General features: G+C 72.5%; 18 protein-coding genes. 9 read left to right on the top strand and 9 right to left on the bottom strand.

Features of this window, described 5'->3' with window-relative positions:
* The 6 genes from AB0M80_RS42815 to AB0M80_RS42790 form a co-directional block, all read left to right on the top strand.
* Positions 1-2661, top strand: a 2661-nt coding sequence (locus tag AB0M80_RS42815; RefSeq protein ID WP_364576290.1) for a beta-galactosidase, incomplete at its 5' end; no start/stop codon positions are given.
* 98 nt (positions 2662-2759) lie between these two features.
* Entirely contained in the window at positions 2760-3731 is a 972-nt protein-coding gene (locus AB0M80_RS42810) for a hypothetical protein (protein ID WP_364576289.1), read from the top strand.
* Positions 3732-3908: 177 nt separating this feature from the next.
* Entirely contained in the window at positions 3909-4283 is a 375-nt protein-coding gene (locus AB0M80_RS42805; RefSeq protein ID WP_364576287.1) for an STAS domain-containing protein, read from the top strand.
* A 182-nt stretch (positions 4284-4465) separates the two neighbouring features.
* Complete coding sequence (locus AB0M80_RS42800) at positions 4466-5266, top strand: alpha/beta hydrolase (RefSeq protein WP_364576286.1); 801 nt, start codon at positions 4466-4468, stop codon at positions 5264-5266.
* Positions 5263-6495, top strand: coding sequence for a SpoIIE family protein phosphatase (locus tag AB0M80_RS42795; RefSeq protein ID WP_364576285.1), 1233 nt, complete (start codon positions 5263-5265; stop codon positions 6493-6495). The genes AB0M80_RS42800 and AB0M80_RS42795 overlap by 4 nt, the downstream gene beginning before the upstream one ends.
* Complete coding sequence (locus AB0M80_RS42790) at positions 6492-6842, top strand: STAS domain-containing protein (RefSeq protein ID WP_364576284.1); 351 nt, start codon at positions 6492-6494, stop codon at positions 6840-6842. Before AB0M80_RS42795 ends, AB0M80_RS42790 begins: the two co-directional genes overlap by 4 nt.
* Before the next feature lie 87 nt (positions 6843-6929).
* On the opposite strand, the gene AB0M80_RS42785 is transcribed toward AB0M80_RS42790, so the two are convergent.
* Positions 6930-7859, bottom strand: coding sequence for a LysR family transcriptional regulator (locus AB0M80_RS42785; protein ID WP_364576283.1), 930 nt, complete (start codon positions 7857-7859; stop codon positions 6930-6932).
* Between the two features lie 72 nt (positions 7860-7931).
* Here AB0M80_RS42785 and dapA point away from each other — a divergent pair, with 72 nt between their 5' ends.
* Positions 7932-8804 carry a 4-hydroxy-tetrahydrodipicolinate synthase gene (dapA, locus tag AB0M80_RS42780; protein ID WP_364576282.1) on the top strand — a complete coding sequence of 291 codons (873 nt, stop codon included), beginning with the start codon at positions 7932-7934 and terminating at the stop codon, positions 8802-8804.
* Here dapA and AB0M80_RS42775 read toward each other — a convergent pair.
* The gene (locus AB0M80_RS42775; protein ID WP_364576291.1) at positions 8758-9420 is read right to left on the bottom strand and encodes a methyltransferase domain-containing protein; all 663 of its coding nucleotides are present in this window, start codon (positions 9418-9420) and stop codon (positions 8758-8760) included. The genes dapA and AB0M80_RS42775 overlap by 47 nt on opposite strands.
* A 157-nt stretch (positions 9421-9577) precedes the next feature.
* Here AB0M80_RS42775 and AB0M80_RS42770 point away from each other — a divergent pair, with 157 nt between their 5' ends.
* Together AB0M80_RS42770 and glmS are read left to right on the top strand one after the other, a co-directional pair.
* Positions 9578-9850 carry a hypothetical protein gene (locus AB0M80_RS42770; protein ID WP_364576281.1) on the top strand — a complete coding sequence of 91 codons (273 nt, stop codon included), beginning with the start codon at positions 9578-9580 and terminating at the stop codon, positions 9848-9850.
* An 11-nt stretch (positions 9851-9861) separates the two neighbouring features.
* Complete coding sequence (gene glmS / locus AB0M80_RS42765; protein ID WP_364576280.1) at positions 9862-11685, top strand: glutamine--fructose-6-phosphate transaminase (isomerizing); 1824 nt, start codon at positions 9862-9864, stop codon at positions 11683-11685.
* A 9-nt stretch (positions 11686-11694) separates the two neighbouring features.
* Here glmS and AB0M80_RS42760 read toward each other — a convergent pair whose 3' ends face one another.
* From AB0M80_RS42760 to AB0M80_RS42730, 7 genes are all read right to left on the bottom strand, one after another.
* Entirely contained in the window at positions 11695-13107 is a 1413-nt protein-coding gene (locus AB0M80_RS42760) for a BNR repeat-containing protein (RefSeq protein WP_364576279.1), read from the bottom strand.
* An 85-nt stretch (positions 13108-13192) separates the two neighbouring features.
* A complete protein-coding gene (locus AB0M80_RS42755) occupies positions 13193-14368 on the bottom strand; it encodes an FAD-dependent oxidoreductase (protein ID WP_364576278.1) in 1176 nt (391 codons plus the stop codon).
* On the bottom strand, positions 14365-14565 hold the full coding sequence (locus tag AB0M80_RS42750) for a ferredoxin (RefSeq protein WP_364576277.1): 201 nt from the start codon (positions 14563-14565) through the stop codon (positions 14365-14367). The genes AB0M80_RS42755 and AB0M80_RS42750 overlap by 4 nt, the downstream gene beginning before the upstream one ends.
* 19 nt (positions 14566-14584) lie before the next feature.
* A complete protein-coding gene (locus AB0M80_RS42745; RefSeq protein ID WP_364576276.1) occupies positions 14585-15211 on the bottom strand; it encodes a TetR family transcriptional regulator in 627 nt (208 codons plus the stop codon).
* On the bottom strand, positions 15208-16416 hold the full coding sequence (locus AB0M80_RS42740) for a cytochrome P450 (protein WP_364576275.1): 1209 nt from the start codon (positions 16414-16416) through the stop codon (positions 15208-15210). The genes AB0M80_RS42745 and AB0M80_RS42740 overlap by 4 nt, the downstream gene beginning before the upstream one ends.
* Before the next feature lie 120 nt (positions 16417-16536).
* Positions 16537-16971 carry a pyridoxamine 5'-phosphate oxidase family protein gene (locus tag AB0M80_RS42735; protein ID WP_364576274.1) on the bottom strand — a complete coding sequence of 145 codons (435 nt, stop codon included), beginning with the start codon at positions 16969-16971 and terminating at the stop codon, positions 16537-16539.
* Complete coding sequence (locus AB0M80_RS42730; RefSeq protein WP_364576273.1) at positions 16968-17543, bottom strand: TetR/AcrR family transcriptional regulator; 576 nt, start codon at positions 17541-17543, stop codon at positions 16968-16970. The genes AB0M80_RS42735 and AB0M80_RS42730 overlap by 4 nt, the downstream gene beginning before the upstream one ends.
* Positions 17544-17632: the final 89 nt, after the last annotated feature.

Genomic DNA, 17632 nt, shown 5'->3' with positions numbered 1-17632 from the left:
CACTCGCCCGCACCGGGGGTCTACGACTTCACCGGCGTCCGCGACATGGACCGCGTGCTCGACCTCGCCGCCGAGGCGGGGCTGTACGTCATCGCCCGGCCCGGCCCCTACATCAACGCCGAGGTCACCGGCGGCGGCTTCCCCGGCTGGCTGGCCACCCAGCAGGGCACGGCCCGCAGCGACGCGCCGGACTACCTGGCCGCCGCCGACGAGTGGCTGACCGCGATCGACCGCGTCATCGGGCGGCACCAGTACGTCGACGGCCGCGGGTCCGTCGTGCTCTACCAGATCGAGAACGAGCTGGCCGCCACCGGCGTGGCCCAGCAGAACTACATCGCCCACCTCTACGACAAGGTGCGGGCGGACGGCATCCGGGTCCCGATCTTCCACAACGACCGGGGCCGCAACGGGATCTGGGTGCCGCCGGACTCGGGCGTGCCGGGTACCGTGCCGGGCAAAGTCGACCTCTACGCGTGGGACACCTACCCGGGCGGTACCTGCCGGCCCGACGCCACCCCCGGCACGCCCAACAACGCGCCGGACTGGGGCCTCTACGGGCCGGGCGGGGCGAAGGGCGGCGCGAGCGCGTCGCCGGACACACCCGGGTTCACCGCGGAGTTCGGTGGCGGGTGGTTCGACTACTGGGGCAGCAACGGCACCTACCCGTGCACCGCCGTCCGCCAGGGCCCCGGTTACGAGCGCGTCTTCTACGGCACGAACATCGCCAACGGGCTGACCATCCAGAACTTCTACATGACCTTCGGCGGCACGTCCTGGGGCTGGCTGCCGGCGCCGGTGGTCTACAGCTCCTACGACTACGGCGCGGCGATCGACGAAGGACGTCAGCTGCGGCCCAAGGCCTTGACGATGAAGGAACTGGGCTACTTCCTGCAGGCGGTGCCGCCGCTCACCAAGCAGGACAAGGCGGATCCCGTCACGCCGTCGTCACCGGCCGTGAAGGTGTACCACAACGTCAACCCGGACACGCGGACCCACTTCTACCTGCCGGTGCACAACCCGTCGAAGGCCACCACGGACGACACCTTCACGTTCCCCTTGTCCACACCGGACGGTTCGTACGCGGTCCCGCAGGCGGGCACCTTGCGACTGAACGGCCAGGACGCCAAGCACCTCGTGGCGAACTTCGACCTCGCGGGCCAGCACCTGGTGTATTCGACGTCGGAAATCATGACCTCGGCCGCCGGCACCGTGCTGCTGCACGGCCGTCCCGGCGAAGACGGGGAGACGACGCTGCGCTACCCGCGGGAACCGAAGGTCGAGGTGCTGGCCGGGAACGTCACCTCCACCTGGGACGCGGCCCGCGGTGACCTGCGGCTGAACTACGTCCACACCGGGCTGTCCCGGGTGCGGGTGTCCGGCGGCGACCGGCCGCCGGTCACGTTGCTGCTGGCCGACAGCCCGACCGCGGACACGTTCTGGCGGCTGGACACCGCCGCCGGACCCGTCCTGGTCCGCGGCCCCGCACTGCTGCGCACCGCCCGGCTCCACGGCGGCCTGCTGGCGCTGACCGGCGACACCGCCCAGGCCGGCGACCTGGAAGTGTGGGGGCCTGGCGCGAAGATCACCTGGAACGGGCACCCGGTTCCGGCCCGCCGGAGCACCTCGGGGAGCCTGCTGGGGCAGCTTGCCGGCCCGGCGGCGGTCGAGCTCCCCCGGCTGACCGGCTGGAAGCAGGCCGCCGGCTCTCCCGAATCGGCGGTCGCCTACGACGACTCGTCCTGGCCGTCCGCGACGAAGACCAGCACGGCGAGCACCACCAAGCCGCCGGAAGGCCAGCCGGTGCTCACGGCGGACGACTACGGCTTCCACACCGGTGACGTCTGGTACCGCGGGCATTCGAGCGGTCCGGTCCCGGCCGAGCTGAGCCTGACCTACGGCGCGGGCGGCGCGGGGATGCTGCAGGCGTGGCTCGACGGGCACTACCTGGGCCAACACGAGTTGCCGAGCGCACTGCCCGCCCCGCCGACGACCGGCACGGCGACCTTCACCGTGCCGGAGGAACTGCGCGGGAGCGGCGACCACGTCCTGTCGGTGATGGTGCGCAACAACGGGCACAACGAGGACGGCGACGTCAACGACGCCCACAAGGAGGGCCGCGGGCTCATCTCGACGTCGCTGACCGGAACCGCCTGGAAGATCCGCGGGGGTGTGGCGGATCCGGTGCGGGGCCCGCTGAACAACGGCGGCCTCGACGGCGAGCGCGCCGGCTGGTCCCTGCCCGGTTACCCGGACGGCCGGTGGGCGGCGGCCCAGGTGCCCGCCGCGACGGCCGCGCCCGGGACCACGTGGTACCGCACGAACTTCACCCTGGACGTGCCGAAGGGACACGACGCTTCGCTGGGCCTGACCATCGGTGACCCGGCGAAACCGCGGTCGGGCGGCCGCTACCGGGCCCTGGTCTTCGTCAACGGGTGGAACCTCGGGCAGTACGCGGCCGACGTCGGCCCGCAGCACACCTTCGTCCTGCCGACCGGGATCCTGAACCCGGACGGCCGCAACACCCTCGCCCTGGCGGTGACCAGTGACGGCGGGCCGGGCAACGGGCTGGAAACGGTGGCGCTGACCAACCTCGGCACCGTCCGGGGCGGTGTCCCGGTGCGGCTCGTGGACTCGCCCCGATATCGGTTCCCGACCGGGTGACCCCCGCGGCAGGCCGGTTTCCGCCCGGCCTGCCGTGGGTATTTCCGCGGCGCCGGCAGCAACGACTGACCATGCGTGCCCCTGCACGAGGTGAGGTCATGGTGACGACGACCCTGGGCGATGGCGCACCCCTTCCGATCAACATCGAAACCACCGACGTCGCCGAACTGGAAGCGGCCGTCGGTGTCCTGCGAGCGCTGGACTACCGGCAGGGCGGCGGGTTCTGCCGCGACGCCGTCCGGGTGGTCAAGACGGCGAGCCTCCTGCTGCACTGGGGAACCGTGCCGGACCGGTTGCGGGCGAGGCTCGGCACGGTGCTGGCGGACGTGCACAACCTGCTGGGCTGGACGGAGTTCGACATCGGCCGCGAAGGCCCGGCGCGGCACCGTCTCGGGCGGGCGCTGGAACTCGCGGCCGAGGCGGGCAACGACAACCTGGCGGCGAACATCCGCTACCGGCTCGGCCGCGTGCACCTGCACCGCCACGACGTCCCCGGCGCGCTGGCCGAGTTCACCCGGGGCCGGGCAGCCGCGCGGCGCTCGGAGGCCCGCCGGGCCACCGCGATCCTGGCGGCCAACGAGGCGTGGGCGTTCGCGATGGGCGGGGACGAGCGGGCGGCGCTGACCCGGCTGGCCGAGGCCGAGGCGGCGTTCGCCGAGGCGGCCACGTGGCCGGAGCCGCGGCCGTGGGAGGCGTTCTTCGGCGCGGCGGACATGGCGGCGATGCGCGGCACGGTGCTGACGGAACTGGCCGACGCGGTGGCGGCCCGCCACAGCGGCGCGGCGATCACCCAGCTGACGGACGCGGCGGACCGCTACGGCGCCGACATGGCCCGCAGCCGCTCGCTGACGTTGGTCATGCTGGCGCAGAACCACGCGCTCCGCGGCGACTTCGACGAGGCCACCCGCGTCGGGGACGCGGCGATCGACCTGGCCGGCAACCTGGGATCCGTCCGGCCGAAGGACCGGCTGGCACCGCTCGAACGGCTGCTTCTCGAGCACCGGGGTGATCCGGCGGTGAATGCCCTGCTCGACCGGATCGAGCGGTACCGCTCCGCGCCGCTGACCTGACGTTCGTCTCCGGCCGCGCGGTCCACCCCATTCGGGTTGTTGCCGGATGTTTCGTCGTCGGACTACCGGGGTACCACCGATCCGGAGCGGACCGGCCACCGGCGCCGGGCCCGCCTACGGGACGACGAAGAAGAAGGGATCCCAGCATGGCACCGCGGTCGACGAAGCAGGCCAGGGGTGATCGTGACCGCTGACGGCCACCGGATCCGGCCCCAGGACCTCCTGCGCGTGACGGCTCACCACTCCGACGGCGCCGTCGTGCTGGCGGCGGCGGGCGAAGTCGATCTGCTCAGCGCGCCCGTGCTCGGCAACGAGGTCACCGCGGCCCTCGCCGACGCACCGGAACTGCTGGTGATCGACCTGTCCGAAGTCTCCTTCCTCGCCTCCATCGGCATCACGGCCCTGCTCGACGCGCGCCGCGAGGCCGGCGCCGCCACCAGGGTCCGGGTCGTCGCCCCCGAAGACAGCGTCGTCAACCGCACCCTCCGGCTGACCGGCCTGCAGGAGGCGCTGGCCGTCGCGACCACCCGGGCCGAAGCCCTCGCCGGGTGATCAGGGGCGGTGCGAACCGAGCGGCGACTGGCGCGTGCTCGGCCTGGACTGCCTGCTCGACCGGTTCGCGCAGCGGCGGCGCTGAGGGCCGCCCAGCCGGTGCCCTGCCTGCGGAGCTCGAGCCGTAGGCGATGGCGCCGACTCAGCACACGTTCCCGCCGGGTGGGTGGCAGGATGTCCCGGTGAGCATGCGCAGCCGGAACAACGTGACCGTCACCGGCCGGGAAGACGGGCCCACGGTCCTGCTCGCCCACGGTTTCGGCTGCGACCAGAACCTGTGGCGCCTCGTCGTCCCGGAACTCGCCCGGCGGTACCGGGTGGTGCTGTTCGACCACACCGGCGCGGGACGCTCGGACCTGTCCGCCTGGACCCCCGAGCGCTACGGCAGCCTCGACGGCTACGCCGACGACGTCCTGGCGATCTGCCACGAGCTGGACCTGGCCGACGTCGTGCTGGTGGGGCACTCGGTCAGCGCGATGATCGCCGTGCTGGCGGCGGCCCGCGCACCGGACCGGTTCGCGAAGCTGGTGCTGCTCACGCCGTCGCCGTGCTACCTCGACGACGGGGACTACCGCGGCGGGTTCAGCCGCGCCGACATCGACGAACTGCTCGCCGCGCTCGAGTCGAACTACCTGGGCTGGTCGGCGACGATGGCGCCGGTGATCATGGGCAACCCGGACCGCCCGGAGCTGGGCGAGGAGCTGACGAACAGCTTCTGCCGCACCGATCCGGCGATCGCGCGGGTCTTCGCCCGGGTGACGTTCCTGTCCGACAACCGGGCCGACCTGGCCAAGGTGACCGTGCCGACCCTGATCATCGAGTGCAGGAACGACGCCATCGCGCCGCCCGAGGTGGGGCGGTTCACCCACGAGCAGATCGCCGGCAGCACGCTGGTGACGCTGGACGCGACCGGGCACTGCCCGCAGCTCAGCGCGCCGGAGGCCACGGCCGCCGCGATCACGGCGTTCGTGGGCGGACCATGATGTGCCAGGACCACCCGGGCCCGGGTGGTCAGGAGAGCGCCGGCCCGGCGTTCTCGGCCTTGTTGGAGGACAGCGCGGAAGACCTCTACGAACACGCACCCTGCGGATACCTCTCGACGTTGCTGGACGGCACGATCGCGAAGATCAACGCGACCCTGCTCGGCTGGCTCGGCTACGAACGCGACGAGGTGGTCGGCCGGCGCCGGTTCGCCGATCTGCTCACCGTCGGCGGCCGGATCTACCACGAGACGCACTTCGCGCCGCTCCTGCGCATGCAGGGCGAGCTCGGCGGCGTCGCCTTCGAGCTGAAGGCCGCGGACGGGACGCGGCTGCCGGTGCTGGTGACCTCGACGGTCAAGACGGGCACCGACGGGCAGGCGCAGCTGATCCGCACCACGATCTTCGACGCGCGCGACCGGCGCGCCTACGAGCAGGAACTGCTGCGGGCACGCGAAGAAGCCGAGCGCGAACGCGACCGGGTGCAGCGGCTGGTGCGGACACTGCAGCAGACCCTGCTGCCGCCCGCCCTGTCCGAGGTGCCCGGCATGCAGGTCGCGGCGTACTACCACCCCGCGTCGGCCGACGAGGTCGGCGGCGACTTCTACGACCTGTTCCCGCTGACCGGCGACACGTGGGGCTTCTTCCTCGGTGACGTCTCCGGGAAGGGCGCCGCCGCGGCCGTGGTGACGTCGCTGGCGCGCTACACGCTGCGCGCCGCCGCGGTGCACGACCCGGACCCGGCGACCGTGCTCGCCCACCTCAACACCGTGCTGCACCACGAGTACCGCGGCGCCGATCCGCGCTACTGCACCGTCATCCAGGGGCACCTCCGGCCCGCGGGCGACGCCGCGGCGGTCGCCCTGGCCACCGGCGGGCATCCGCCGGCGCTGCTGATCCGCGCCGACGGCACTTCCGCGTTCCTGCCCGACCCGGGCGGCCAGCTGGTCGGCGCGCTCCCCAACGCGCGCTTCGCCGCCGTGGACGTCCTCCTGACACCGGGCGACACGTTGCTGCTCTACACCGACGGGCTGACCGAGGCCCGCACGCAGGGCCGCGTCCGCTACAGCGAAGAGCAGCTGCGGCAGGACCTGGCCGGCCTGGCGCCGACCACGGCGCCGGCGGTGATCACGGCGGTGACCGGCCTGCTCGCCGGCTTCGGCGACGGCGTCGAAGACGACACCGCCCTGCTGGCGTTGAGCATCCCGCTACCCGGAGGCGACCGACCGTGACCGGCACCCCGTTCTCCGTCACGACCCGCACCACCGTGACCGGGCCGCTCGTCACCGCCGAGGGCGAACTCGACGTGGTCACCGCACCCCGGCTCCGCGCCGCGATCGGGGCGCTGCCCCTGGGCCGCGGCCGGCTCCTGGTGGTGGACCTGGCCGGGGTGACGTTCTGCGACTCCAGCGGCATTTCCGCGCTCATCGCCGCCCGCAACGTCGCCGAGGCGGCCGGGGCCGGCCTCGCGCTGGTCGCCGTCCCCGACCGGCTGAGCCGGACGTTCGGGCTGATCGGCCTCGGGGACTTCTTCCCCACCTACCCGAGCGCCGAAGACGCGATCGCCGCCCACACCTGACGCCGCCAGGAACCGAGCAGGACGACGGCCCCGAGCCCGGTTTCCCCGCCGACACGCGGCCGCCCCAAGCGCCCAGCTGCACGGAGGTCACACCGAAAGGTGGCCTCCGGAGAGGTCGGTAACCTCCGGGCCCAGCTCGGCCAGCACCACCCGGATCGCCGGGCTGGCCTCGGCACTCCGCCGCCACGCCGCGTGGACCTCCCGCTTCGGCGGCCGCCGCAGGGGCCGGGCGATCAGGTCCTCCCCCAACGGCGGCCGGGCCAGGCGGGGGATCAGCGCGACGACCTGCCCGGAAGCGACCAGCGACACTTGCGTCGCGAAGTCGTCGACCAGGTGACGCACGTCCGGCTCCGCCCGTGCCTCCGCGAACAACCGGCGGAACCATTGGTGGCACACGGTTCCCGGCGGGCTGGTCACCCACGCGTGGCCAGCCAGCGCCGCCCCGCCGAGCGGCGCGTCGAGGCGGGCGAGCGGGTGCGTGCGGCTCATCACCACGTCGCCGACGTCGGTGTGCACCCACCGCTGCGCCAGGGACGACGGCAGCGGGGCGGGCAGCAGCCCGTCGGCGTCGTGGACGAGGGCGAAGTCGGCCGTCCCCGCGCCGACGCTGTGCAGCGCCTCGTCGGGGTCCTGCTCGGTGAGGTGCACCCGAAGGTCCGGACACCGCGCCGCCAGGCGGGGCACGACCGGCGCGAGCAGACCGCGGATGGCGGTCGAGAAGGCCGCCACCCGGAGCGTGCCCCGCGGCGCGCCTTCCGAGACCGACTGGGCGGCTTCGGCGCAGCGCTCCAGCGCCTGGAACACCTCGGGCGCCGAGTCGGCGATGGCCTGCCCGGCCGGGGTCAGCACGACCCCGCGGCCCGCCGGCGCGAGCACCGGCACCCCGACCTGCCGTTCCAGCCGCTTGATCTGCTGCGACACCGCGGACGCGGTGAACCCGAGTTCCTCGGCCGCCCGCGCCAGCGTCCCGAGCGCGGCCACCGAGCGCAACGCCCGCAGGGCACCGACCTCGATCATGAAGCCAGGCTACGCAATACCGGCAAAAAAGCATCGCTGGACCGCATCAATCTGTCCCGGCACAGTCGACGCATGACCGAATTCGGCACCAACCTCGTCGCGATGGTGACCCCGATGCAGCCCGGCGGAGCGCTCAGCGAACCGGGCCTCACCCGGCTCGTCGACCACCTGCTGGCCACGGGGTGCGACGGCATCGTCGTCGGCGGGACCACCGGCGAGTCCCCCACCCTGGACGAGGCCGAATCCGCCGGTCTGGTCCGGGCCGTGGCGGCCCGGGCCGGGAGGTACGCGCGGGTGATCGCCGGCGTCGGCACCTACGACACGGCCACGAGCATCCGCCGGGCTCGCGAAGCCGAGGCGGCCGGGGCGGACGCGCTGCTGCTCGTCTGCCCCTACTACTCGCGGCCGACGCAGGCCGGCGTGATCGCGCACTGCGTGGCGGTGGCGGACGCCACCGAGCTGCCGGTGATGCTCTACGACGTCCCCGCCCGGACCGGCGTCGCGATGGCCCCCTCGACCCTGATCGAGCTGGCCGGCCACCCGCGGATCCGGGCGGTCAAGGACGCCAAGGGCGACCTGTTCGAAGCGATGACGGTGCTGAGCCGGACGTCGCTGGCGTACTACTGCGGCATCGACGAACTCAACCTGCCGTACCTCGCGTGCGGCGCCGCCGGCCTGGTCAGCGTGGTGGGCAACGTGGCGGCGGACCGCACCGCGGACCTCATCCGCGCCGTCCGCCGCGGTGACCTCGAAACGGCGAGAGCCGTCAACGACGGTCTGCTTGCCCTGACGGAGCGCATCATGGGCTCCGGCACGGGCGCGGCGAACGCCAAGGCCGCGCTGGCCGAACTGGGGGTCATCCCGCACGCGAGCGTGCGGCTTCCGCTGGTCGAAGCGATCAGCGCAGCCGGTAGACCGAGACGTGCGATCGCGACTCCTTCGTGAACTCCCCGCCGGTCCAGTCCGCGTGCCGGGACTCCGGCTCGAACCCGGCCAGCCGGCCCATGAGGTCGAGCTCGGCCGGCCAGATGTAGCGCTGCGGGCAGCGGCTCAGCCGCGCCTGCCGCCCCGAACCGAACGTGAAGTGGTGGGACACCAGGTGCTGGCGCACGGTGTCGTAGGTGTCCACGCCGAGGTACCCGGAGTCGGCCCGGAACACCAGCCCATCCTGCCCCGGGGGAAGCCGGCGCAGCTCGGGGACGCCCAGCTCGATCACGAACCGGCCGCCCGGGTCCAGGTGCCGGGCGGCGTTGCGGAAGCACTCGACCTGCTCATCCTGGGTCAGCAGGTTCGAAATCGTGTTGTACACCAGGTAGACCAGCGAAAAGCGGCCCGGCGCGGTGGCCGTCGCCATGTCGCCGGCGACCACCGGGATCGCGGCCTTCGCCCGCAGCCGGGCGAGCATCGGCTCCGACAGCTCGATGCCGGTGACGGACACCCCGCGCTCGGCGAGCGGGACGGCCACGCGGCCGGTGCCGATCGCGAACTCCAGCACCCGCCCACCGGCGGCCAACTCGGCCAGCCGGTCCACGGTCGGCTCCACGACCTCGGGCGCGAACATGCCGCTGCCGGGGGTGTCGTAGTTTTCGGCCGTTTCGTCGTCCCAAATGTCTTCTTGGCGCACACCACCACCCTCTCCCGGGACCGGTGAAGCTGTCCAACGATTATGATTTGCCCGATTTCGGGCAAGAATTTGGGTTTCGCGTCCGCCGCGAGGCATGATGTGTGGCGTGGAGGACACCGACATCGTCGAGCGCGTGGCCGCGTCCACCGGCTTGCCGCCGGGGATCGCCGCCCGCGTCGTCGACGACGTCCTGGCCTTCTACCGGACGCCCACCGAGGACTACGTCCGCCGGCGGCACGCCGAGCTGCAGGCCCAAGGCCGGAAGAACCCCGAGATCTTCCCCTTGATCGCCGCCGAGCTCCGCGGCCGCCTGGTGGCCGCGCCCGTCCTGTCCGAGCGGCAGCTGCGCCGCATCGTCTACGGCTAGAGAGGTTCGCCATGTGCGGAATCGTCGGCTACATCGGCGGCCAGAACGCCGCTCCCATCCTGCTCGAAGGCCTGACCCGGCTGGAGTACCGCGGCTACGACTCGGCGGGCATCGCCGTCCTCGGCGCCAAGAACACCGCCCAGGTCCACCGCGTCGTCGGGCGGGTGCGCAACCTCGCCGCCGCGCTGCCCAAGCGGCTCACCGGGAAGGTCGGCATCGGGCACACGCGCTGGGCCACGCACGGGCCCGCGTCGGAGGCCAACGCCCACCCGCACACGTCCGAAGACGGCCGCATCTGCGTCGTCCACAACGGGATCATCGACAACGCCGACGCCCTGCGCGCCCAGCTCGCCGACGCCGGCGTCGAGCTCACCTCCGAGACCGACACCGAGGTCCTCGCCCACCTGATCGCCCGCGCGAACGCCGGAACCCTGGAAGACGCCGTCGTGGAGGCGGTCTCCCGGATCACCGGCACGTACGCGATCGCCGTCACCGACAGCGCGCACCCGGACCGCCTGGTGATCGCGCGCAACGGCTCGCCGCTGATCATCGGCGTCGGCGACCGGGAGATGTTCGTCGCCAGCGACCTCGCCGCGCTGGTCCGGCACACCTCGCAGGTCGCGCACCTCGACGACGGCGAGTTCGCGACGGTCTTCGCGACCGGCTACCGCACCTTCACCGTCGACGAGGGCGACACCACCAAGCCGGCCACCGAGATCGACATCGACGCCGAAGACCTCGACCTGGGCGGCTACCCGCACTACATGGCCAAGGAGATCCAGGAACAGCCCGAATGCGTCGAGCGGATCATCCGCGGCCGCCTGGACGACCGCTTCGGCGTCGCCCGCCTCGACGGGCTCAACCTGACGCCGCGGGAGCTGCGCGGGTTCGCCCGCGTGAAGATCCTCGGGTGCGGCTCCGCCTACTACGCCGGCCAGGTCGGCGCGACGATGATCGAGGAGCTGGCGAGGATCCCGGCCGACGCCGAGGCCGCGTCCGAGTTCCGCTACCGCAACCCGATCATCGAGGCCGACACCCTCTACATCGCGGTCAGCCAGTCCGGCGAGACCATCGACACCGCCTTCGCCGTCGAGGAGATCAAGCGCAAGGGCGGCCGCGTCGTCGGCCTGGTCAACGTCGTCGGCTCGACGATCGCCCGCGCCTGCGACGGTGGCGTCTACCTGCACGCCGGCCCGGAGATCGCGGTCGCCTCGACCAAGGCGCTGACCAACATGGCCGTCGGGTTCGCCCTCATCGCGCTGACGCTCGGCCGCGTGCGCGATCTGTCCAACGCCGACGGTCAGCGCATCATCGACGCGATCCGCGCGCTGCCCGGCCAGATCAAGTCCATTTTGGACTTCGAGCCGGAGATCGCCGGGCACGCGAAGATCGTCGCCGCCGCGACCAGCCTGTTCTTCGTCGGCCGCGTCCGCGGTTATCCGGTGGCCAGGGAGGGCGCGCAGAAGTTCAAGGAGATCTCCTACCGCCACGCCGAGGCGTACCAGACCTCCGAGCTCAAGCACGGCCCGCTCGCGCTGATCGACGAAGCGCTGCCGACCGTCGCCATCGTGCCGTCGGACGAGCTGACCGAGCGCAACCTGGCCGCGGTCCAGCAGATCAAGGCCCGCGGCGGCCCGGTGCTGGCGGTCACCCACGAGGGCGTGGACTTCGGCGAGCTCGACGTCCCGCGGATCGTGGTGCCCAAGACCGAGCCGGAACTGGACCCGATCCTGCTGACCATCCCGTTGCAGCTGCTCGCCTACCACGCCGCGCTGACGCTGGGCTACGACATCGACAAGCCGCGCAACCTGGCCAAGTCCGTCACGGTCGAGTGAGACCGGGCCTCAGCCGAGGCGGAAGTCGGCCACCCGGATCGGCGAGGGCGTCGTTCCGGTGGAGACCTGCTGGTACATGACGGAGAGCACACCGTCGGTGGCCAGCCGCGAGTCGTCGACGTCGACCTCGCCGAAGGCCTGCAGATCGGGGCTGTACACCGTCTTCCAGTCGGTCCAGCCGCTCGTCTTGGTCGCCGCGACGATCCGCCCGTACGGCATGACGAGGTAGGCGTTGTCGCCGCGGTCGAAGACCAGCTTCGTGCGCTGGGTGGATTCGGGCGCGACCGGCACTTCGCGTTTGGTCCACGTGCCGTCGACGGCCCGGCTCAGGAAGAACGTCCGGCCGTACTGCTTGCGCTGCGCGGAGTAGTTCGTGACGCACTGGGTGAACCGGCCGGGCACGTAGCTGATCACCACGTGCGGCTGCCCCGCCGAGTCGACGGCCTGGCTCTCCTGGTTCATCAGCGCGTGGTCGACGCCGAGCGGGTCGACGACCGTGCCCGGCGAAGACACGGCCACCGGGGTGCCGCCCGTCGTCGCGACGGCCGTGCCGGCGTTGTTCCGCCAGGTCCGGCCGCGGTCGTCGCTGTAGACGTAGCCGGTGTCGTGGTTGGCCAGCCCGCCGGAGTTGCACAGCACCCCGGAGCCGCCCTCGCGCCAGGTGAACGCGGCGTGCAGCCGCCCGCCGGGCCCGTAGGTGATGCCGTGCAGGTACATGTTGCGCGTCGTGCTGGTCACGCCGTTGCCGGACGTCCAGGATCCGGTCGCCGACGACCACTTCCCGAGCTTGCGCCAGCTGCCCGCGCTGTACTCCGCGAGCTCGTTGGTGCCGTTGCCGGAGGCGCCGGTCCGGTAGCCGAGCTGCAGCTTGCGCTCCGGCGTGACGACGAACTGCGGGTACGTGATCGCCCCGAGGTCGACGCCGTTCAGCGTGCGCTGCACCGCACCGAACGCCGACGACGTCCAAGCGTGCGAAGCGGGCGCGGACAGCAATCCCGCCACCGACTGCACGTAGTAGACCTGGTTGCCGTGGGTGTCCATGGCCACGTGCAGCCGGCCGTCCTCCGGCGAGACGCCCATCGAAATGACGTTGTGCGAGTCGTCCACGGTCAGCTTGTGCGGCAGCACGACCGTCTGCCACGCACCGGCGGCCCCGGCCCGCCGGGCGAGCACGGCGCTGCGGTCCGCGGTGTACCAGGCCGCGTACTGGTAGCCCGCGTAGCCGAAGATGCCGCTCTGCTGGAACGAGTCGTTGTTCACCAGCCCGTCGTAGGAGACGAAGTACAACGCCCTCGCGTCGAGCTGGGTGTCGGAGATCTTGACCGCGGACACGGCCGCCTCGGCGGGCGCGGCGGGCAGCAGCGGCAGCACCGCGGCCACCAGCACGCCGAGCATCCGGGAAAGCGCTCTCTTCGTGGCCATGGCCCACCCTTCCCGCGGCGTCGACGCGAACCAGGATCGGCCGCCGCCGGACCGCCGTCAACCGACGGATGGGGGGTTTCGCGGGTCAGGCCCTCCCGGCGAGGACCGCGCCGTCGATGTCCTGGCGCCGCTGCCGGGCCTGCTTGGGCATGTTCCAGCCGAGCACCCCGGTGACGGCACCCCCGCGGCGGTACTGCGCCACGAACCGGCCCTCGCGCGGCTCTCCCTCCACAATGGACACATCAGCGTCCGCCGGAAGGGTGCCGTGCACGTGGATCCGGGCGTCGAACTGGTTGGTCCAGAAGTAGGGCACCGGCGTGTACGGGCGGTCTTCGCCGAGGACGTTCCCCGCGACGGCGACCGCCTGCTCGGTGGCGTTGGTCCGGTTCTCCAGCCGCAGCAGCGCGTCGAGCCCCTCGTGGTGCCAGCGGGCGACGTCGCCCGCCGCGTAGATGCCGTCCGCCGCCCGGCACCGGGAGTCGCACACGACGCCGTTGTCGCACAGCAACCCGCTCCCCGCCAGCCATTCCGTCGCCGGGGCGGCGCCGAAGGCGACCACGACGACGTCGGCGGGCAGCACCTCACCCGACACCAGCCGCACCCCGGTGACCCGGCCGTCGTCCGCGACCGGCCCGGTGACCGCGGCGCCGAGCCGCAGGTGGACGCCCCGGCTCGCGTGCAGTTCGGCGAGCAGCCCGGAAACCAGCGGGCCGAGCTGGTAGGCCAGCGGCGCGGGCTGTGGGCCGGCCAGGGTGACCGGCACGCCCGCCGCGCACACGGTGGCGGCGATCTCCGCGCCGAGCACGCCGTCCCCGACGACCACCACCCGCTTGCCCGGCGCCAGGTCCGCGCGCAGGGCCAGCGCGTCTTCGAGGGTGCGCAGCACGTGGACCCCGGCGAGGCCGTCCTGCCCGGGCAGGGTGCGCGGCCGCAGCCCGGTGGCGAGCACGACCGCGTCGGCGGTCAGGGCCCGCCCGGCCGCCGTGTGGACGGTCCGCGCGCGGGCGTCCAGCCGCACCGCGGGGTCGCCGAGCACGAACTCGGCGTCCAAGGCGGACAGCGCGGCCGGCGTCCGCAGCTGCGCCTGCTCGGGCGTCCAGCTCCCGCCGAGGACCTGCTTGGACAGCGGCGGCCGGTCGTAGGGCAGGTGCGGCTCGGCGCCCAGCACGGTCACGCGCCCCGCATGCCCCTTGCGGCGCAGCGCTTCCACGGTCGCGAGCCCGGCGGCGGAGGCGCCGACGACCAGGACGTCGCCGATCATTCCTCGTCGCTCACGGAGATCGCGACGCCCGGGCACACGCTCGCCGCCTCGCGGACGACTCCGTGCAGTGCTTCGCCGGGGTGTTCGTCGAGCAGGATGACGATGCCGTCGTCGTCGCGCTGGTCGAACACGTCCGGGGCGAGCATCACACAGGTACCGGCGCCGCAGCACTTGCCTTCGTCCACGGTGACCTTCATTCGAGTTCCTTCCGTCGGGTTACTTCGTGACCGGCGCGAGCCACAGCCCGGCCAGTGCGTCGGTGAGGCCGGCCGCGGCCGCGCGCCAGGTGGCTCCCGGGGCGCCCGCACCCCCGGCGAGGGCGCGTTCCCGTTCGGCCATCGTGTGCATCAGCACGAGCCGGGTGACGTCGTTGCGTTCGGCGCGGACTTCGGCGGGCAGGCCGGGCAGGCACCGGGCGAGCCCCGCGACGATCCGCGCCAGCGACGGGGAGGCGAGCGTTTCCTCGACGATGACCGCGCGCAACGACGGCTCGGTCATCACCTGGGCGGCGAACCGGGCGAACCAGCAGGGCGTGCCCAGCTCGGCCAGGTGCTCGGTCGTGGGGTACACCAAGCACCCGATCCAGTCCCGCAGGTCCGCGTGGTCACCGAGCCCGGCCAGCCGGCGACGGCGTAGCCGGTCGATCGGCCCGCTGTGCTTGCGGACGATGGCGCGCACCAGCTCGATCCGGGTGCCGAAGTGGTAGCCCACCGCGGTGTTGTTGCCCTGCCCGGCGGCCTCGCTGATCTGCCGGTTCGAAACGGCGAGCACGCCGTGCTCGGCGTACAGCCGTTCCGCCGTCGCCAGGATCAGCTCCCGCGTTGCCTGCGCCCGGTCCGTCACCAGCGAACGGGCAGTTCCTGCAGCCCGCCGACGGCGAGCCCTTCGACCCGGCGCAGCTCGGCCGCCGGGACCGCGAGCTCGAGGGACGGCAGCTTGCGCAGCAGCACCTCCAAGACGACCTGCAGCTCGGTGCGGGCCAGTGGCTGCCCGAGGCACGCGTGCGCACCGGCGCCGAAGGCCAGGTGCGGGTTCGGGCTGCGACTCAGGTCCATCTCGGCGGCGTTCTCGAAGGCGCCCTCGTCGCGGTTGGCCGCGGCCATGCTGCACATCGCGGTGGTCCCGCCCGGCAGCACGGTGCCGCCGACCTCGAAGTCCTCGGAGAGGTAACGCAGCATGCCGACGCCGGCGTTGGCGTCCAGCCGCAGCGTTTCCTCGACCGCCGTGCGCACCAGGGACGGGTCGGCGAGCAGCCGTTCCCACCGGCTCCGGTCGGCCAGCAGCATCGCCGTCATCTTCGCGATCATGTTCGCGGTGGTTTCGTGCCCGGCGATGAGCAGGCCGATGCCGGTGGCGGTCAGCATCGCGTCGGACCAGTCGACACCCTCGGCGATCAGCGCGCTGAGGATGTCTTCGCCGGGTTCGGCGCGCTTGCTCGCGATGTGCGCACCCATGTACCGGCCGAACTCCGCCTGCGCCGCGTCGAACTCGGCCTGGGTGTAGCGGGTCATGCTGAGCATGACGTCGGACCAGTGGGCGAACCGGTCCCGGTCGGTGTCCGGCACGCCGAGCATGTCGCAGATGACCCAGACCGGCAGCGGGAAGGCGAGGCCCGCCTTGAGGTCCGCGGGCGCGCCCTTACCGGCCATTTCGTCGATGAGCTGCTCGGCCATCGCCGCCATGCCCGGCCGCAGCGCGTTCATCCGCTTGGCGGTGAACCACTTCCCGAGCAGGCGCCGCCACTTCAGGTGCGCCTCGCCGTGCTGCGGGAGCACGGTTGCCATCTCGCTGTTGAACACCCCGCCCGATTCGGTGTCCGCGACCCGGGCCGCGTTGTCCGCCGGGGTCGGCCGGGTGAACCGCGGATCGGACAGGACGCTCCTGACGTCGTCGTAGCGGGTGATCAGGGCGGCTTCGTCCCCGCTGGCCAGCGCGACGCGCGCGACCGGGCACTTCTCCCGGAACTCGGCCCACTCGGCCGGCGGCTCCAGCGCGGTGCCGGACTCGAACGGGAAGCGCGGCAGCGAGTCGGTGTTGCTTCGCGTCATCACGGGCCTTTCGTTGGTGAATGTCCCCTGCCCGAGCATGGCGACGAAGAGCTGTTAAGTCAAGCAGTTGACTTAACTTGCGGAGAACCGGCTACCCGGGACGTCATCAGCCGTGACTCGTTACTCGCGCTCGACCTTGCGCAGCCCGCCTTCGGGCGTCCACCACTCGACGACCAGCAGCGTCGCCGCTTCGTTCAGGTGGGTGTGCACGACCTCGGCGACGTCGGCCTCGAACCGCTCGCCGTCTTCGGTGCGCACCCGCCCGGAGATCTTCGCTTCCCCCGGCCACTGCGCCTCCGCGCCTTCGACCGGGTCGACCGTCGCGCTGTGCAGCGCGAACCGCGGGTCCCGGCGCAGGTCCGCGCCCTTGCGCGCGTTCGGCATGGAGCCGAAGACCAGCTCACCGTCCTCGAAGACCGTCTCGATCCCCGAGATCCGCGGCGAGCCGTCCGCCCGCAGGGTCGCGATCGTCTTGTGCTTGTGCGCGTCGAACAACGCCCGCACCCGCCGCGCGAACTCCGGCTCCGCCGCTTCGAACTCCCGCCACGCCGTCATGCGTCCATGGTCTCGCACCGCAGCCCCGCGATGAGGATCCGCACCAGCCGGCGCGCGTCGTACCGGGGATCGCTGTCCGCGCCGATGCAGAGGTTGCCGACGCCCCGCATGAGTTCCAGCGGCCGCAGCTCGGTCCGGATCTCACCGGCCGCGACCGTCGCGTCGAGCAGCTCGGCGCACACCGGCACGAGCCGGTCCACGAAATACGCGTGCAGCGTGTCGGTGCCGGCCTGGTCGGACTGCAGCACGCCGGCGAGCCCGTGCTTGGTCACCACGAAGTCGACGTAGCGCTCGACCCACTGCACCAGCGCCGCGTACGGCGATTCGTTCGACGCCAGCAGGGCCGGTCCCGCCTCCGCGCAGGCCTCCACCTGGTGCCGGAAGACGGCGATGATGAGGTCCGCCCGGGTCGGGAAGTGCCGGTAGATCGTGCCCATCCCGACCCCGGCCTTCGCCGCGATGTCCCGCACCGGCGCGTTCACCCCGGACGCGACGAAGACCGCGGCCGCCGCGTCCAGCAACGTCTTTTCGTTGCGCCGGGCATCCGCCCGCTTGGGCTTGCGCTCACCCACCGACCCTCCCGGGTTGCTAAGCGGAACAAGGTTCCGTATCGTTAGCGGAGCAACGTTCCGTTTGCTCATTCTGCCACGGAGGCACCCTC

The sequence above is a fragment of the Amycolatopsis sp. NPDC051045 genome (assembly GCF_040682955.1).
In the GTDB taxonomy this organism is placed as follows: domain Bacteria; phylum Actinomycetota; class Actinomycetes; order Mycobacteriales; family Pseudonocardiaceae; genus Amycolatopsis.
The sequence above is the reverse complement of the archived record's forward strand: the minus strand, read 5'-3'. Positions and strand labels throughout refer to the sequence as shown.

Coding starts and splice junctions, on each gene's coding strand:
- AB0M80_RS42810 (WP_364576289.1), top strand. CDS start 2,760: ATGGTGACGACGACCCTGGGCGATGGCGCACCCCTTCCGATCAACATC.
- AB0M80_RS42795 (WP_364576285.1), top strand. CDS start 5,263: ATGATGTGCCAGGACCACCCGGGCCCGGGTGGTCAGGAGAGCGCCGGC.
- AB0M80_RS42785 (WP_364576283.1), bottom strand. CDS start 7,859: ATGATCGAGGTCGGTGCCCTGCGGGCGTTGCGCTCGGTGGCCGCGCTC.
- dapA (WP_364576282.1), top strand. CDS start 7,932: ATGACCGAATTCGGCACCAACCTCGTCGCGATGGTGACCCCGATGCAG.
- AB0M80_RS42775 (WP_364576291.1), bottom strand. CDS start 9,420: ATGTTCGCGCCCGAGGTCGTGGAGCCGACCGTGGACCGGCTGGCCGAG.
- AB0M80_RS42770 (WP_364576281.1), top strand. CDS start 9,578: ATGATGTGTGGCGTGGAGGACACCGACATCGTCGAGCGCGTGGCCGCG.
- glmS (WP_364576280.1), top strand. CDS start 9,862: ATGTGCGGAATCGTCGGCTACATCGGCGGCCAGAACGCCGCTCCCATC.
- AB0M80_RS42760 (WP_364576279.1), bottom strand. CDS start 13,107: ATGGCCACGAAGAGAGCGCTTTCCCGGATGCTCGGCGTGCTGGTGGCC.
- AB0M80_RS42755 (WP_364576278.1), bottom strand. CDS start 14,368: ATGATCGGCGACGTCCTGGTCGTCGGCGCCTCCGCCGCCGGGCTCGCG.
- AB0M80_RS42750 (WP_364576277.1), bottom strand. CDS start 14,565: ATGAAGGTCACCGTGGACGAAGGCAAGTGCTGCGGCGCCGGTACCTGT.
- AB0M80_RS42740 (WP_364576275.1), bottom strand. CDS start 16,416: ATGACGCGAAGCAACACCGACTCGCTGCCGCGCTTCCCGTTCGAGTCC.
- AB0M80_RS42735 (WP_364576274.1), bottom strand. CDS start 16,971: ATGACGGCGTGGCGGGAGTTCGAAGCGGCGGAGCCGGAGTTCGCGCGG.